Annotated in this window: 16 protein-coding genes and 1 pseudogene; 3 read left to right on the top strand and 14 right to left on the bottom strand. The window is 72.2% G+C overall.

What is annotated here, in order from left to right; translation table 11 throughout:
* Positions 1-221: 221 nt before the first annotated feature.
* Positions 222-1,148, bottom strand: coding sequence for a tetratricopeptide repeat protein (locus ABIB37_RS10610; RefSeq protein WP_502914044.1), 927 nt, complete (start codon positions 1,146-1,148; stop codon positions 222-224).
* A complete protein-coding gene (locus tag ABIB37_RS10605; protein WP_354260217.1) occupies positions 1,145-3,043 on the bottom strand; it encodes a DUF8094 domain-containing protein in 1,899 nt (632 codons plus the stop codon). Before ABIB37_RS10605 ends, ABIB37_RS10610 begins: the two co-directional genes overlap by 4 nt.
* A 186-nt stretch (positions 3,044-3,229) precedes the next feature.
* Here ABIB37_RS10605 and ABIB37_RS10600 point away from each other — a divergent pair, with 186 nt between their 5' ends.
* Complete coding sequence (locus ABIB37_RS10600; RefSeq protein ID WP_354260215.1) at positions 3,230-4,297, top strand: AI-2E family transporter; 1,068 nt, start codon at positions 3,230-3,232, stop codon at positions 4,295-4,297.
* Between the two features lie 33 nt (positions 4,298-4,330).
* On the opposite strand, the gene ABIB37_RS10595 is transcribed toward ABIB37_RS10600, so the two are convergent.
* The 9 genes from ABIB37_RS10595 to rpsB form a co-directional block, all read right to left on the bottom strand.
* A complete protein-coding gene (locus tag ABIB37_RS10595; RefSeq protein ID WP_354260213.1) occupies positions 4,331-5,077 on the bottom strand; it encodes an alpha/beta hydrolase in 747 nt (248 codons plus the stop codon).
* 45 nt (positions 5,078-5,122) lie between these two features.
* Positions 5,123-5,371: an Rv1322 family protein gene (locus tag ABIB37_RS10590; RefSeq protein WP_354260211.1), complete on the bottom strand. Its 249-nt coding sequence runs from the start codon at positions 5,369-5,371 to the stop codon at positions 5,123-5,125.
* Positions 5,372-5,411: 40 nt separating this feature from the next.
* Positions 5,412-6,071: an aggregation-promoting factor C-terminal-like domain-containing protein gene (locus ABIB37_RS10585; RefSeq protein WP_354260209.1), complete on the bottom strand. Its 660-nt coding sequence runs from the start codon at positions 6,069-6,071 to the stop codon at positions 5,412-5,414.
* Positions 6,072-6,141: 70 nt separating this feature from the next.
* Entirely contained in the window at positions 6,142-6,690 is a 549-nt protein-coding gene (locus tag ABIB37_RS10580; protein ID WP_354260207.1) for a DivIVA domain-containing protein, read from the bottom strand.
* A gap of 28 nt (positions 6,691-6,718) precedes the next feature.
* Complete coding sequence (locus ABIB37_RS10575) at positions 6,719-7,648, bottom strand: phosphatidate cytidylyltransferase (RefSeq protein WP_354260205.1); 930 nt, start codon at positions 7,646-7,648, stop codon at positions 6,719-6,721.
* Between the two features lie 22 nt (positions 7,649-7,670).
* Positions 7,671-8,222: a ribosome recycling factor gene (gene frr, locus ABIB37_RS10570; RefSeq protein WP_354260204.1), complete on the bottom strand. Its 552-nt coding sequence runs from the start codon at positions 8,220-8,222 to the stop codon at positions 7,671-7,673.
* A 44-nt stretch (positions 8,223-8,266) separates the two neighbouring features.
* Positions 8,267-8,980, bottom strand: a complete 714-nt coding sequence (gene pyrH, locus ABIB37_RS10565) for a UMP kinase (protein ID WP_354260202.1) — start codon at positions 8,978-8,980, stop codon at positions 8,267-8,269.
* Between the two features lie 161 nt (positions 8,981-9,141).
* Positions 9,142-9,969, bottom strand: a complete 828-nt coding sequence (tsf, locus tag ABIB37_RS10560; RefSeq protein ID WP_354260200.1) for a translation elongation factor Ts — start codon at positions 9,967-9,969, stop codon at positions 9,142-9,144.
* Positions 9,970-9,979: 10 nt separating this feature from the next.
* Entirely contained in the window at positions 9,980-10,900 is a 921-nt protein-coding gene (rpsB, locus tag ABIB37_RS10555; protein WP_123698185.1) for a 30S ribosomal protein S2, read from the bottom strand.
* Positions 10,901-11,153: 253 nt separating this feature from the next.
* Between rpsB and ABIB37_RS10550 the strand changes: the two are divergent.
* Positions 11,154-11,513 (top strand): annotated as a pseudogene (locus ABIB37_RS10550) (murein hydrolase activator EnvC family protein); the annotation flags it as partial.
* 132 nt (positions 11,514-11,645) lie between these two features.
* Here the strand turns inward: ABIB37_RS10550 and ABIB37_RS10545 are convergent.
* From ABIB37_RS10545 to ABIB37_RS10535, 3 genes are all read right to left on the bottom strand, one after another.
* Positions 11,646-12,548, bottom strand: a complete 903-nt coding sequence (locus tag ABIB37_RS10545; RefSeq protein WP_354260198.1) for a tyrosine recombinase XerC — start codon at positions 12,546-12,548, stop codon at positions 11,646-11,648.
* Between the two features lies 1 nt (position 12,549).
* Positions 12,550-13,443 carry a metallophosphoesterase gene (locus tag ABIB37_RS10540; RefSeq protein ID WP_354260196.1) on the bottom strand — a complete coding sequence of 298 codons (894 nt, stop codon included), beginning with the start codon at positions 13,441-13,443 and terminating at the stop codon, positions 12,550-12,552.
* A 128-nt stretch (positions 13,444-13,571) separates the two neighbouring features.
* Complete coding sequence (locus tag ABIB37_RS10535; protein ID WP_354261589.1) at positions 13,572-14,027, bottom strand: DNA-processing protein DprA; 456 nt, start codon at positions 14,025-14,027, stop codon at positions 13,572-13,574.
* 229 nt (positions 14,028-14,256) lie between these two features.
* On the opposite strand from ABIB37_RS10535, the gene ABIB37_RS10530 reads away from it, so the two are divergent.
* Positions 14,257-14,814: a hypothetical protein gene (locus tag ABIB37_RS10530; protein ID WP_354260194.1), complete on the top strand. Its 558-nt coding sequence runs from the start codon at positions 14,257-14,259 to the stop codon at positions 14,812-14,814.
* Positions 14,815-15,167 lie beyond the last annotated feature (353 nt).

Here is a 15,167-nt window from a genome sequence, read left to right as displayed (position 1 = left end):
CCATCTGCGGACCTGACCGGTCACTCGCCAGACTGACCACTCACACGCCAGACTGACCACTCACGCGCCAGACTGACCACTCACGGACCGGACTGACCACTCACGGACCGGATCGACTGCGCACCGCGCGAGCGACCGTCCACCTTCTCGGACGGCCGCTCGGCCACTGCACGAGTCCGCGGGCGACCAACTCGGCGGCGCAGCGGGCCGGGCGCCGGCGGCTAGTACAGCAGCGTGGTCAGGCGGCGGCGCGCGGCGTGCACGCGCGGGTCGTCGAGGCCGACGATCTCGAAGTAGTCGAGCAGCCGCAGCCGCACGTCCTGCTTCTCGTCCCCGACGAGCGTCGCCATGAGGTCGAGCAGGCGCAGGAAAGCGTCCTCCACGTGGCCGCCCGAGAGGTCGAGGTCGGCAGCGAGCAGCTGCGCCTCGGTGTCCTGCGGCTGCGCGGCGGCCGCCGACCGGATGTCGTCGGCGGAGCGGTCGCGCAGCCGAGCGAGCAGGCGCACCTGCGCGAGGCCGGCGATCGCGTCGGTGTCGCGCGGGTTCTGCGCGATGGCCTTCTCGAACGCGGCGATCGCCGTGTCGAGGTCGCCGGCGTCGATCGCGTCGTACGCCTCCTGGTGCAGCGGCGGCAGGGGCTCCGGCTCCGGCTCCGGCTCTGCGGGTGCCTCGCCCACCGGCACGCGGCCGGTGATGCCCTGCTGCTCGGCGAACGCGAGCACCTGCTCGAGCACGTCCTTGACCTGCTCCTCCGGCAGCGCGCCCGTGAAGAGCGGCGCCGGGCGACCGCCGATGACGGCCGCCACGGTCGGGATCGACTGCGCGTTGAACGCCTGCACGAGCTGCGGGTTCTGATCGGCGTCGACCTTCGCGAGCACGAGCCGGCCGCCGTAGCCCTCGACGAGGCGCTCGAGCACCGGCGAGAGCTGCTTGCACGGCCCGCACCACTCGGCCCAGATGTCGATGATCACCGGCACGCTGCTCGACAGCTCGACGATCTGGCCGAAGTCGGCGTCGCCGATGTCGACGATCACGCCGGGCGCACCGCCCTGCGCGCGCTCAGGCGCCGGCGGCTGGTCCCGCCGCGCGGCGAGCGCCGAGAGGTCGATGGCCCCACCCATGGATGCCGGAAGCTGCGTATCGGTCACTGTCCCACCTCGTTCGCGTCGAGCAGCGCCTGGCTGTACCCGACGACCTGGATCTGCGTGCCCTCCGGCGCATCGGCCGGCGGCACGGCGAAGAGCACCTGGATCTGGTACGTCGTCTCGATGCCGGCGGTCGTCTCCTGGACGCCCGCGAGGCTGGCGGCGGCGCCGCTCGTCGAGATCTCGACGCCCTCCTCCTTCGGCGTGACGCGCACCGTCTCGTTGAACGACGTCGCGAGCAGCGCGCCGCCCTCGTTCGTCACCAGCATGAGCGGTGCGGGCGCGTCGCCCGCCGCGCCCCACTCGAGCACCGAGAGCGCGAACTCCGGCCGCTGGATGAGCTCGTCCTTCGCGGCGCGGCCGAGGTCGGCGCGCAGGGTGTCGCCGTCCTCGCGGAACCAGGCGGCGAACTCGGATGCGTCGCCCCGCAGCAGCAGGTCGGCGTACGCGTCGGTGATCTCGGTGGGGCGGCGCTGCAGCAGCGGGGTGTCGCCGGGCAGGCTCGCGGCACCGATCGTCGGGCTCGCGACGGCGGGCAGCTGCACGCCGGACGCGAGCGTCGTCTGGTAGACGAGCCGGTAGTCGGAGCGCGCGTCCGCCTGCTCGAAGACGAGCGCCGACTGCGCGCGCGCCTCGTCCTGCCACGCGACGACCGCCATGACCGTGCGCGGCCAGACCTCGGTCTGCTGCGGCAGGATCAGCTGCACGTCGCCGTCCGGGATCCCCGGCAGCGGCTCGACCTCGCCGTTGAGCCCGCGCACCTCGTAGTTCGTGGTGCGGGCGTCGAGCACCGCGCCCCCGACGCGGGTCGAGACCTGCTCGAGGTCGCGCGCCTCGTCGGCGGCTGCGGTCACCGTCCGCGTCTCCTCGAGCACGCGGTCGAACTGGTTCTCGGTGAGCGCGACCGGCGGGAGTGTGTCCTCGAGGCTCGTCGGCGTGGGCTCCTCGGTCGCCGCGGGCGTCGAGGGACCGCTCGGCCAGTACTGCGGCCCGCAGCCCGTGAGCGCCACGACCGCGACGATCGGCAGCGCGATCATGCCGAAGCGGCGGCGGCCGGTCGGCGCGGCGGTGCGCTCGGCCGTGCCGCGCGAGCGGTCGGTCGTCGCGTCGTCCGCGGGCGCCTCCGAGCCGTCCGGGGCGTCGGCGGCATCCGGCGTCGTGACTGCATCCGGCACGTCCGTCGGAGCCTGTTCGGCCGACGGCGCCTCGAGCGCGCCCTGGGCCGGCCCGACCGCACCCCGCGGCGTGCCCTCGCGCGCGTCGCGGGCGAGCGCGCGGCGCCCGGCCCGGCTCAGCTCGCGGTGCGAGCGGCGCTGCGGACCGCGGCGCCGGCGGTGGCGGCGCAGGGCCAGCAGGAACAGCACGAGCGCGAGCGCGAGGAAGACGAGGCCCGCGGTGATGAGCGGCCCGAAGAGCGGCGTCTTGGCGTCGAAGGGCCACTCGACCCGGACGTCGGCGGGCGCGGCGGTGCCGGGCTCGCCGGCGATCGCGATCGAGTACCCGACCGGCAGGTCGATCGAGAAGCTGACCTCGCCCTCGCCGGCGTGCTCCTCGATCCACATGTCGCTGCCCGCGAGCTGCGGCAGGGCGTCGCTGCTGCCCGACTGCTCCGTGAGCGTGAGCGCATCCGACTCGTCGATGCCCGCGACGGCGTGCGCCGACTCCCCCACCCAGCCGAGCACGTCGTGATCGCGGCCGACGACGGCCGTGATCGGCCCGTCGCCGGTGATGACGACGCTCTGCCTGCCGTCGTGCGTGTTCATGGTCGTGCCGGGGATCACGAGGAGCTGCGAGTCGGTGGCGGTATCGAGCTGCGAGACGATCGACTCCGGCGGAGCCCAGATGGTGCGCTGTCCGATGCCGAGCCCGAGCAGCACGAGCGAGATCACGAGGCTCACGGCCGCGAGGATGTATCGCACGAGTCAGAGGTCCTTTCACGCTCACCGGGGGATCCGGCGGTCCGTCCGGGCAGGACGGCGCAGAGCGGGCAAGCCTCCAGGGTACCGGGAGGTCCTGAGCCTGCCAACCCCGGCCGTGGGCGGGGCGGCAGGGCCGCCTGTCGGCGCGACCCTAGGATTGCCGATGTGAAGATCCGCAACGGTTTCCTGCTCGGCCTCGTCGGTGGCCTCGGCGTGCTGCTCGCGCTCGCCATCGGCGTCGCGGTGCAGCAGATCAGCACCGTGCTCGTGTGGGCCTTCGCCGGCATCTTCCTCGCGCTCGGCGTCGAGCCGGTCATCCAGTTCTTCATCCGCCGCGGCGTGCCCCGATGGGCTGCGGTGCTCGTGATCTTCGCGCTGATCCTCGGCATCGCCGTCGGCGCGACCTGGCTCATCGTGCCGACGATCGTCGCGCAGTTCACGGTGCTCGTGCAGTCGATCGTCGCGGAGATCGAGGGCGGCGCCTTCGAGAGCGTCCTGGAATGGGTGCGCGCGACGTTCCCGCAGTTCGACCTCGACGGCACGCTCCAGCAGCTGAGCGAGGCGCTCAACGACTTCAACACCTGGTCGAGCCTGCCGCCGTGGGTGGCCGACATCGCCGCGGGCATCGTCGGCGGCGCCGTGCAGGTCGTCTTCGCGGTCGGCGGGCTGCTCATCGTGCTCGTGCTGATGCTCTACTTCACCGGCTCGATGCCCGCGCTGAAGTCGGGCATGTACCGGCTCGTGCCCGCGTCGTCGCGGCCCAAGTTCATCGAGATCGCCGAGCAGATCATGCGGTCGGTCGGCCGCTTCGTGCTCGGCCAGGGCGCGCTCGGCCTGCTCAACGGCGTGCTGTCGTTCATCGTGCTGTCGATCGTGGGCTCGGAGCTCGCGGGCGTCTACGCGGTGATCGCGCTCATCGCCTCCACGATCCCGCTGGTCGGCACGATCTCGGCCTCGGTGACGATCTCGCTGCTCGTGCTGCTGCTCGACGGACCGCAGACAGCGGTGTGGGTGGCTGGCTGGTACCTCATCTACATGCAGCTCGAGGCCTACGTCATCAGCCCGCAGATCATGAACCGCGCCGTCAAGGTGCCGGGCGTCGTCGTCGTGCTCGCCGCCCTCATCGGCGGCACGCTGCTCGGCATCCTGGGCGCGCTCGTCGCCATCCCGATCGCGGCGGCGATCCAGCTGATCCTGAAGGAAGTCGTCATCCCCCGGCAGGACTCGAAGTAGCGGGCCGCGTCAGCGGGCCGCGCGAGCGCTCCGTCATCCAGCGGAGTCGGCGCGAGCCTCGACGGGCCAGTGCGTCGGCAGCGGCGCGGCAGCGGGGTTGACGCGCGCGACGATCGCGTCGAGCACGCGCCGCACCTGATTCTCGCCCACCCACAGGTGCTTGCCGCCCTCGACCGCGACGATCTCGGCCTCCGGCACGACCGAGAAGCGCTCGCGCGCCTCGGCCGGGCGGAGGTAGTCGTCGAGCTCCGGCACGATCGCCGTCATCCGCTTGCCCGAGCCCGACCAGGCGCGCAGCTCCTGCTCGCTCGTGCGATGCAGCGGCGGCGACAGCAGCAGCGCGCCGACGGCGCTCGACTCGCGGCCGTGCTTCAGCGCGACCTCGGTGCCGAACGACCAGCCGAGCAGCCACGGCGACGGCAGCGCGCGCTCGGCCACGAGCCCGAGCGCCGCAGCGAGGTCGTAGCGCTCGTCGTCGCCGCCGTCGAACTCCCCCTCGCTGCGGCCGCGCGGGCTCTCGACGCCGCGGAAGTTGAAGCGGAGCACCGCGAGGTCGGCGAGCGCGGGCAGCCGGAGCGCCGCCTTCCGCAGCACGTGCGAGTCCATGAAGCCGTGGTGCGTCGGCAGCGGGTGCAGGCAGACGAGGGTCGCGACCGGATCGCGCTCGAGCGGCAGCGCCAGCTCGCCGACGAGCGTGAGGCCGTCGAGCGTGTGCAGCTCGATCTCGTCGCGCCGCGCGGGCAGCTCGGCCCCCGAGCGGATCTCGATGGTCTCCGTCACGTCATCTCCTGTCTCGCCCTCGCGGGCATGCGAACGCGGGTGCGGTCAGCGCGCGCGCCAGCACCCGGTGTGCCAGTGGCGCCGATCCTCGAGCGCGCGCTCGTCGCCGAAGATCGAGTCGGCGCGCCACACCACGACGTGCGCGACGCCAGCGGATACCGTGCCGCCGCAGCCGGGGCACACGTACTCCTTCGCCGCGTTGCGCGGCGAGATCGGCTGCACGTGCCACTCGGCCCCCGCGCGGTGCTCGGTGCGCGCCGCGCCGTGCATCAGGCGGTCGACGTCGAGCGGCACGTGGGGCTGCGCGCGACGCTTGGGCCGCCGCGCGGCCACCTCAGTACCAGCCGACAGACTCTGAGTGGCCCCAGGCGCCGCAGGGCGTGCCGTAGCGACCGGCGATGTAGCCGAGGCCCCAGTTGATCTGGGTGATGGGGTTGGTCTGCCAGTCGGCACCCGCGGTCGCCATCTTCGAACCGGGCAGGGCCTGCGGGATGCCGTAGGCGCCGCTCGAGCGGTTCTGCGCGTAGACGTTCCAGTTCGACTCGCGCTGCCACAGGTTGTAGAGGCAGGAGTACTGGTCCTCGCCCCATCCGCGCGCCAGCACCATCTGGCGGGCCGCGGCCTGGGCGCTGCCCGGGTTCGGCGCCGCCACGGCGGGGATCGCGATCGACGCCGCGCGCGGGGCGCTCGCCGCAGCCTGTGCTGCCGGTGCGGCGGCAGGTGCCGGCTCGGGCGTCGGGGTCGGCGTCGGGGTGGGCGTGTGCACCACGATCTCGTCGCGGACGAGGGATGCCTGCGAGCCGGTGACCGCGTCGACGGCCTGGCCGGCGCGCGGCTGGCTCGGCAGCGACGCGGGCTCGGCCATCACCTCGGAGCCGGGGCTCGCGGCGACGGAGACGAGCACGAAGCCCGCAGCGGCCACGAGCGACACCCCGGAGAGCACGCCGCGCGTGCGCGTCGAGCGCGCGGAAGCGGAGTGGGACCTGGTGAACACGAGAATCGACGTTATCACGGAATGGTAACGACGCCCAGGGTCGAGCCCCGGCTGCGCGGGCTCCCAGCGGTCAGCGGACCGCCAGCATGAGGCTCACGACGGTGTCGAGCAGCTGATCGACCTCGTCCTCGTCGTAGCCGCCGAACTGGGCGTCGAACTGCGCCGTGCGCACCTCGCGCACCGTCATGTCGGGCCCGTCCTCGAGGTAGTCGGCGATCTTCGCGGCGAAGCGGTCGACCTCCAGCACGCGGTAGCCGCGCGAGATCCGGCTGACGCGTCGGAAGCGCTCGCCGTCCGGCCGCTTGAGCGTCTCGAGCGCCTGCTGCGCCCGGTCCCGCACCTTCGCGTACCAGGCCTCCTCGCCGTGCTCGATGACGCCGCGCTCGTGCTCGCGGCGCGCGAAGGCCTCCTCGAGCCGCTCGAGCGCCGCGTCGACGTGCGCCGGCGAGTAGCCGCCCTTCTGCATCGTGAAGCTCATGCGGCGGATGGTGGAGCTGTCGATCGCGGTCGCCGCGCGCGCGTCCGTGGCGTACGCGCGCCGAGCATCCTCGAGGAAGTCCTCGACCTGCTCGATGTCGTAGCCGGGCTGCGAGCGCTTTGCCCTCGGGAACGTGCTCATCGTCTCCATCATGCCAGCGGCCGCCTGGTCAGGCGTGCACCACCTGGAACAGCGCCATCATCACGACGGCGCTCGGCAGGATCGAGTCGAGCCGGTCGAGGAAGCCGCCGTGGCCGGGCAGGAACGAGCCGATGTCCTTGATGCCGAGGTCGCGCTTGATGATCGACTCGGCGAGGTCGCCGACCGTGGCGGCCGCGACGAGCAGCGCCGCGAGGATGAACCCGAACCACCACTCCTGCTGCAGCATCCACACCGAGAGCGCGATGCCGGTGATGGTGGCGAACAGGGCGCCGCCGGCGAGCCCCTCCCACGTCTTCCCAGGGCTGATGCGGGGCGCGAGCTTGTGGCGGCCGAGCAGCACGCCGGCGGCGAGCGCACCGGTGTCGATCACAGTCGTCATGATGATCATCGCGAGCGTCCACCACTGGCCGCCGTCCTGCGCGGTCAGCAGCACCGCGAAGCCACCCAGCACCGCCACGTAGGCGATGCAGAGCGCTCCCCCGGCGATGTCGGCTGCGACGGCGCGGAGGCCGGTGCGGGTCCTGCGGTCGGCGAGCTCGAGCACCCGCGCGAGCGCGACCGCGGCGATCGCGCCGAGCGTCGACCACCACATCCCCGCGGCGCCGAGCACCCACGTGATCGGCAGGATCGCGCTGCCGAGCAGCACGAGTGGGATGCGCGGCACGTCGCGGCCGCCGAACCGCATCGCGCTCGCGAGCTCGTAGAGCGCGAAGCCGACGAGCACGGTGGCGAAGACCATGAACAGCGTCTTCACCCACAGCAGGCTCGCCAGCAGCACCACGCCGAGCACGATGGCCATGCCGGTCGCGGCCGCGAGGTCGCGGCCCGTGCGCTTGTTGACGCGCGCGCGGGTCGCCTCGATCTGGTCCCGCGCGGCATGGATCTGCGCCTGGATCTGCGCCTCGATCTCGGCGGGGCTCCGATGCTCTCGTCGCACGCGTCGCCTCCCGACTCCTCGATCAGACCTCGAGGAGCTCGGACTCCTTCTTCTTCAGCGCGTCGTCGATGCCGTCGACGGCCTGCTTCGTCGCGGCCTCGAGCTCCTTGCCGGCGCGCGCGACCTCGTCGTCGCCGACCTCGGTCAGCTTGTCGAGGTCGCTGAGCGCCTGGCGACGGATGTTGCGCACGGCGACGCGAGCCTGCTCGGCCTTGTCCTTGACGATCTTGACGTAGTCGCGACGGCGCTCCTCGGTGAGCTCCGGCATGACGACGCGGATGATCGCGCCATCGTTCGACGGGCTGACGCCGAGGTGGGGCGCGGCGACGATCGCGCGCTCGATGTCCTTGAGCGCGCTCTTGTCGAACGGCGTGACCACGAGCGTGCGCGCGTCGGGCTGCTGGAAGCCCGCGAGCTGCACGAGCGGCGTCGGCGAGCCGTAGTACTCGACGAGCAGCTTCTGGAACAGCGCCGGGTTGGCCCTGCCCGCGCTGACCGTCTGGAAGTCGGCCTTCGCGACCTCGATCGACTGGGCCATCTTCTCCTTGGCCGAAGCCAGAACGTCGCTGATCACGTGGTTCCTTCCGTCGCTGCTGAGTGTATTGCGTGGGGCGGGCGTCAGGCGCGCACGAGCGTGCCGACCGGCTCGCCCAGGATCGCGCGCTCGAGGGCGCGGTCGCCGTCCATGCCGAACACGCGCATGGGCATCTTGTTGTCCATGCAGAGGCTGAAGGCCGTCGAGTCGACGACCTTGAGGCCGCGGACCAGGGCGTCCTGGTAGGTGATCTCGTCGAACCGCGTCGCCGTCGGGTCGTGCTTGGGGTCGGCGGAGTAGACGCCGTCGACGCCGTTCTTCGCGACCAGCACCTGATCGGCGGTGATCTCGAGCGCGCGCTGCGCGGCGACGGTGTCGGTCGAGAAGTAGGGCAGGCCGGCGCCGGCGCCGAAGATGACGACGCGGCCCTTCTCGAGGTGGCGCTCGGCGCGGCGCGGGATGTACGGCTCGGCGACCTGCGTCATCTGGATGGCCGACTGCACGCGCGTCTCGGCGCCAGCCTGCTCGAGGAAGTCCTGCAGGGCGAGGGCGTTCATGACGGTGCCCAGCATGCCCATGTAGTCGGCGCGGCCGCGCTCCATGCCGCGCTGGCTCAGCTCCGCACCGCGGAAGAAGTTGCCGCCGCCGACGACGATCGCGATCTCGACCGTCTCGGCCGCATCCGCGATCTGGCGGGCGATCGAGGCGACCACGTCGGGGTTCACGCCGAGGCTGCCGGCGCCGAACGCCTCGCCCGAGAGCTTCAGGAGGACTCGGCGTCGCGGCTGTGCTGTCATCGGGCGTCCTCCTGGGGGGTCACGACCCGAGTGGGCCGTGCAGAAGCCTACCGTGCGCGGGTGGCGGGACTCGTCCCCCGCGGGTGCGTCCGCGTGCGCGGATCCGTCCGCGGACGCGAAGAGGGCCGGGGTCTCCCCCGGCCCTCATCGTGCGTTCGTGCCTACGCGCCGACCTTGAAGCGCGCGAAGCCGGTGACCGTGAGGCCAGCGGCCTCGAGCACCTTGGCGACGCTCTGCTTGTTGTCGCGTGCGTAGTCCTGGTCGAGCAGGACGATCTGCTTGAAGAAGCCGCTGATGCGACCCTCGATGATCTTCGGCATGGCGCCCTCGGGCTTGCCCTCGCCGCGTGCGATCTCGGTGACGAGCTCGCGCTCCTTCTCGACCGCATCCGCCGGCACCTCGTCGCGGGTGACGTAGGTGGGGTCGAACATGGCGATGTGCTGCGCCACGGCGCGAGCCGTGTCCGCGTCGTCGCCCGAGTAGGCCACCACGACGCCGACCTGCGGGGGCAGGTCCTTCGACGTGCGGTGCAGGTAGACGGCCTGCTGCTCGCCCTCGATGCGAGCGACCTTCGTCAGCTCGATCTTCTCGCCGAGCGTCGCGGCCTGCTGCTCGATGACGGTCTGCACCGTGCCGGACTCGGCCGGGGCGGCGAGCGCCGAGGCCAGGTCGGTGGCACCGGCGGCCGCGACAGCGGCGACCACGCGGTCGGCGAGCGCGATGAACTTCTCGTTCTTCGCGACGAAGTCGGTCTCGCAACCGATCGCGATCATCGTCGTCGCACCGTCGACGGCGGAGACGGCCACGAGGCCCTCGCTCGTCGAGCGGTCGGCGCGCTTCGCGTTGCCCTTCGCGCCCTTCAGGCGGAGGATCTCGGTGGCCTTCTCGACGTCGCCGCCGGCCTCCTCGAGGGCTGCCTTCGTGTCGCTCATGCCGGTGCCGAGCTGCTCGCGCAGCATCTTGAGGTCGGCGATGCTGATGGATGCCATCCGCTGCTCCTTACTTGGACTCGGGCGTCGTGTCGCCCTCGGTGGTCTCGGCGGGCTGCTCCTCGGCGACGGGCGCGTCGGCGGCCGGCTCCTCGGTGGCGGGCTCGTCGGCGACCGGTGCCTCGGCGGCCGGCTCCTCGGCCTGCGTCTCCTCGACGACCGGCGCGGCGGCCTCGGCCTCGTGCTGCTCGAGGAGCTCGCGCTCCCACTCAGCCATCGGCTCGGCAGCGGCGTCGCCGCCACCGTGGCGCTGCATGAGGCCCTCGGCGGCAGCGTCGGCGACGATCTTCGTCAGCAGCGCGACGGAGCGGATCGCGTCGTCGTTGCCCGGGATCGGGTAGGCGACGTCGTCCGGGTCGCAGTTCGTGTCGAGGATGGCGATGATGGGGATGCCCAGCTTCTTCGCCTCGTCGACCGCGAGGTGCTCCTTGTTCGTGTCGACGATCCAGATCGCCGACGGCGTGCGCTGGAGGTTGCGGATGCCGCCGAGCGACTTCTGCAGCTTCAGGAGCTCGCGCTTCTTGAGCAGCAGCTCCTTCTTCGTGTAGCCCTGCGTGGTGTCCTCGAAGTCGAGCTCCTCGAGCTCCTTCATGCGGCTCAGGCGCTTCGAGACCGTGTTGAAGTTGGTGAGGAGGCCACCGAGCCAGCGCTGGTTGACGTAGGGCTGGCCCACGCGCGTCGCCTGCTCGGCGATGGACTCCTGCGCCTGCTTCTTCGTGCCCACGAAGAGCACCGAGCCGCCGTGCGAGACGGTCTCCTTGACGAAGTCGTACGCCTTGTCGATGTAGGCGAGCGACTGCTGCAGGTCGATGATGTAGATGCCCGAGCGCTCCGTGAAGATGAAGCGCTTCATCTTGGGGTTCCAACGACGGGTCTGGTGCCCGAAGTGGACGCCGCTGTCGAGCAGCTGGCGAGTCGTGACGACGGCCATGGCCGCCTCCTTCTTCTGTTCTGGTTGCCGGCGCGACCGGGTGGTCGAGCCCCTGGCGCCCTGACGCACCACCACCAGGCGCGCGAGCGAGCTCGAGCAGCTGGACCGAAGGGGGTGTCGTCGCGACGGGCGCGCGAAGTCATCGCATGAGCGATGCCCTCCCACGATACACGCTCCGGGGCCCTGCTCGCGGACGCCCGCTCTCCACCGGTCGGCACGCGCGGGGCACGCGCGCGGCGTCCGCCCGGGCACCATGCCGGGCATGCGCATCCTCGCGGTCCTGCTGGCGGTCGCGGCCGGCACGTGGGCCTGGCCGGTCTCCTCCGCCGGGTCGCCGCACGACGTCGTGCGCGCGTTCGACCTGCCTGCGTCAGCTTACGGCGCGGGCCACCGGGGCATCGACATCGCGGCACCCGCGGGGTCGGTGGTGATCGCGCCGGACGGCGGCGTCGTGCGCTTCGCCGGACCGGTCGCGGGCCGACCCGTCGTCTCGATCGAGCACGTCGGCGGGCTCGTGTCGAGCTTCGAGCCGGTCGAGCCGTCGGTCGTCGCGGGTGCGCGCGTCGAGCGCGGTCAGACCATCGGCGTGCTGCTGGCCGGCCACGCCGGCACCGCTGCGCCGCACGCGCGCCTGCACCTCGGCGCGCGGCTGCGCGGCGCCTACGTCGATCCGCTGCCGCTCCTCGGCGTCGCCCGGCCGGTGCTGCTGCCGATGCGCAGCAGCGAGCAGGGTCAGTGGTCGGGGTCAGGCCCGCGGGTGCGCGCCGCGGTACGCCTCGGCGAGCCGCTCGAGCGAGACGTGCGTGTAGATCTGGGTCGTGCCGAGGCTCGCGTGCCCGAGCAGCTCCTGCACCGCGCGCAGGTCGGCGCCGCCGTCGAGCAGGTGCGTCGCCGCCGTGTGGCGCAGCGTGTGCGGGCCGTGCGGGCCGGAGCCGGGGATCTCCTCGAGCAGCGCGGTGACGAGCTCGTGCACGCGCCGCTGGCCGAGCCGTCCGCCGCGGGCGCCGAGGAACAGCGCGGGATGCGCGCGCTCGGCGTCGGCGAGCTGCGGTCGACCGACGCGCATCCAGTCGAGCACCGCGTCGAGCGCGGGCCGCCCGAACGGCACGACGCGCTCCTTCGACCCCTTGCCCGTCACGAGCACGGTGAGCCGCTCGAGGTCGACGTCGTCGACGTCGAGGCCGACGAGCTCGCTCACGCGCAGCGCGCTCGCGTAGAGCAGCTCGACGACGGCGAGGTCGCGGAGCGCGACCGGGTCGCCCTCCCCCGCTGCGGCGGCGAGCGAGCCGAGCACGCCATCCATCACCTGGCGCGAGAGTACGCGCGGCAGGTGGCGGTCGCGCTTGGGCGTGCGGAGTCGTCCGGCGACGTCGGCGCCTCCGTGCGCGGCGATCCAGCGGCTCAAGCCGCGCGCAGCCGCGCTGCGGCGCGCGATCGTCGACTTGCCCATGCCGGCCTCCGCGCTCGCGTAGAGCCAGTCGCGCAGCACATCGATGTCGAGCCCGGCGGCGTCCTCGAGGCCCGCGCCCTCGCAGTGCTCGGTGAGGCTGCGGAGGTCGCCGCGGTAGCCACGCACCGTGTTCGCCGAGTAGCCGCGCTCGCGCTCGAGGTGGTCGAGGTAGCCGTCGACGGCCTCGGCGATCCGCACGTCAGTCCGGCTTCCGGCTGAAGCGGTCGGCCCGCGTCTCGGGATCGAGCGCTATCACCTGCTCGGCGAGCTGGAGCGAGATGGTCTCGCGGGTGGGGTGCGGCAGGGCGGGCACGACGGAGTGCGCGATGCTGTCGGCGTAGACCTCGATGAGGTTGAACGACTGCGTCGCGTCGATGCCGTGCATCGCAGGCGGCGGGCCACCCAGGTCGTCGGCGTAGCTCGTCGCGCCGGCGAGCACGACCGGGATCTCGGCGAACGAGCCGGAGCCGTTGATGTGCAGGTGGCCCGAGAGGATCGCGCGCACGTCGCCGCCGCCGATCGCCTCGGCGAGCAGCGCCTCGTCGCGGAACTCGAGCAGCCGCATGAGCCGGCCCCGGTACGCGAGCGGCGGGTGGTGCATGACGAGCACGGCGCCGAGCGGCGGCGGGTCGGCGAGCGCGTCCGACAGCCACGCGGCCTGCCCCTCGTCGAGGCCGCCGTGGTGCCAGCCCGGGAGGCTCGAGTCGAGCGCGACGATGCGGAGCCCCGCGACCTCGAGCACCGAGTCGAGCGGGTCGAGCGGCGCCCCCGGCAGGCCGAGCGACGCGCGCATCGCGGGGCGCTCGTCGTGGTTGCCGGCGGTCCAGACGATGGGCGCGCCGATGGCGGCGGCGGCCGGCTCGAGGATCTCGCGGGCGAGCGCGTATGCCTCCGGCTCCCCGAGGTCGGCGACGTCACCCGAGACGACGATGACGTCGGCGTCGGCCGCGGCGACGACGAGCCGCTCCGCGGTGGCGCGCAGGTGCCCCTCGGTGTCGACGACGCCCGCGAGCGGTGCACCGCCCGCGAGCAGGTGGGTGTCGCTGAGGTGGGCGATCACCGCAGCCGGTTCCGGATGCATCCCGAGGGTCACGCGCCCAGGCTAGTCACGCCGAGCCGCGGCGCGGTGCCGCCTCGCCCGCGTCGAGGACCCCGTCCACCCGACGGGACCCGGTGCACCGGGTCCTCGTCGGTGGAGCGGGTCCCGGTCGGCTGCTCGGGTCACGAGGACCGCACCCAGCCGCTCCCCCGCTCGACGGCGCGCCCGCCCAGCTCGAGCAGCCCGAGCGAGGCGGAGACGTCGGACGGCGCCATGCCGGTGCGGATCGCGAGCTCATCCGCCGATCGCGGGGCGCGGGTGCTGAGCGCGTCGAGCACGGCCATCTCGTCGCGCGTCTCACCGCCGAGCGGCGCGGGCTCGTCACTCGGCCCATCGACGAGCTCGACGATGTGCTCGGCGCGCTCGACGAGCACCGCGCCGTACTCGCGCAGCAGCCGGTGGCACCCCGTGCTGCCGCCGGAGGTCACCGGCCCCGGCACCGCGCCGAGCGGGCGGCCGAGCGCCGCCGCGTGCCCGGCGGTGTTGATCGAGCCCGACCGGCTGCCCGCCTCGACGACGACCGTGACGCTCGCGAGCGCCGCGATGAGCCGGTTGCGCGCGAGGAAGCGGCGTCGTATGCGTCAGAGCAAGCGCTGCTGCTAGCTGTGTAAGCAACAGGCGCTTCGGACAGCGCGGATCTGTCCACGGCCCTAATGTGGCGGTGTGTGGACTCTGCTGCTATCTGCGACGCCAACGCCGACCCCGACGCCCACACCGACCGCAACTACACCGCCCCCAACGCCCACGCCTACGCCGACGCCGACGCTCACGCCCACACTGACCCCGACGCCCACGCCCATGGAGTCGTTGGCTGACACGGCCAGCGCGCCGGCTTGGGAGAGTCCGCTGTTCCTCCTGATCCTCGGATCCATCCTGGTGCCGCTGTTCCTCGAATTCTGGAAACGGCTCCTGGACCGTTGGGAGAGCGACCGCAAGGAGCGAAGGGCAGGAGTCGAGAGGATCCGGGCTGCTGGTCGAACCCTCATGCAGGTCGGGCCTGATCCTCTCAACACGCCAAAGAACATCGAGACGTTCATGGCTGCCCTCAACGATCTGAACGCCGCTATCTACGGACTGCACGTGAGCCACACCGCGAAGAAGAACTTCGCCCTACAAGGCAAGCTGATCGCTGCAAGCGCTAGGTGCGTTAAGGCAGACCCGGATGCTTATCCGTGGGTGAGCTTCTACCGTGGCCTGTTCCAGCTGGACCGAGTAGTCAGCAAGCCTCGTCTCGCGGAAGAGGTCGGCAAGGATCTCTTCAACGAGGTCGTGGAGAGCCTGGAGGAGGGCGTCGAGCGCCTGGCAACCAAGAAGGCGGCGGCACCCGCCACCCCCGCACCGGGACCGACGACCCCGGCTGAGTAACGCAATAGACCCCGTGGGTCTGCGGGTTGACACTGGGCTCCACGAGCTCCTGCTCCAGCGCTGCGGCCTTCTTGTCCTTCTCGTGCAGGCGACGGTTCGTGTTGGTTTCCTCCTTCTTCGCCGCTTGTGCGTCATGCTGCCGACGTAGAACGCACCGGCAGCCGTGAGCGACACGACGACGTGTTCGCGTGAGCGATGAACGGGGCGTGGAGGCGTCGAATGTCGGGTGCACCCCACACAATCTTGCGGGGCGCGCGCCTCGCTCGTTTCGAGATTTGACGGGCATGCGGCGAACCGCTGAAACGCAGTTTTCAGAAACGAAGGGGCCGGTTGTGCGATCTGCGGCGGCTGGG

Origin of the sequence: Agrococcus sp. UYP10, assembly GCF_040547205.1 — a bacterium.
GTDB lineage: Bacteria > Actinomycetota > Actinomycetes > Actinomycetales > Microbacteriaceae > Agrococcus > Agrococcus jenensis.
The sequence above is the reverse complement of the archived record's forward strand: the minus strand, read 5'-3'. Positions and strand labels throughout refer to the sequence as shown.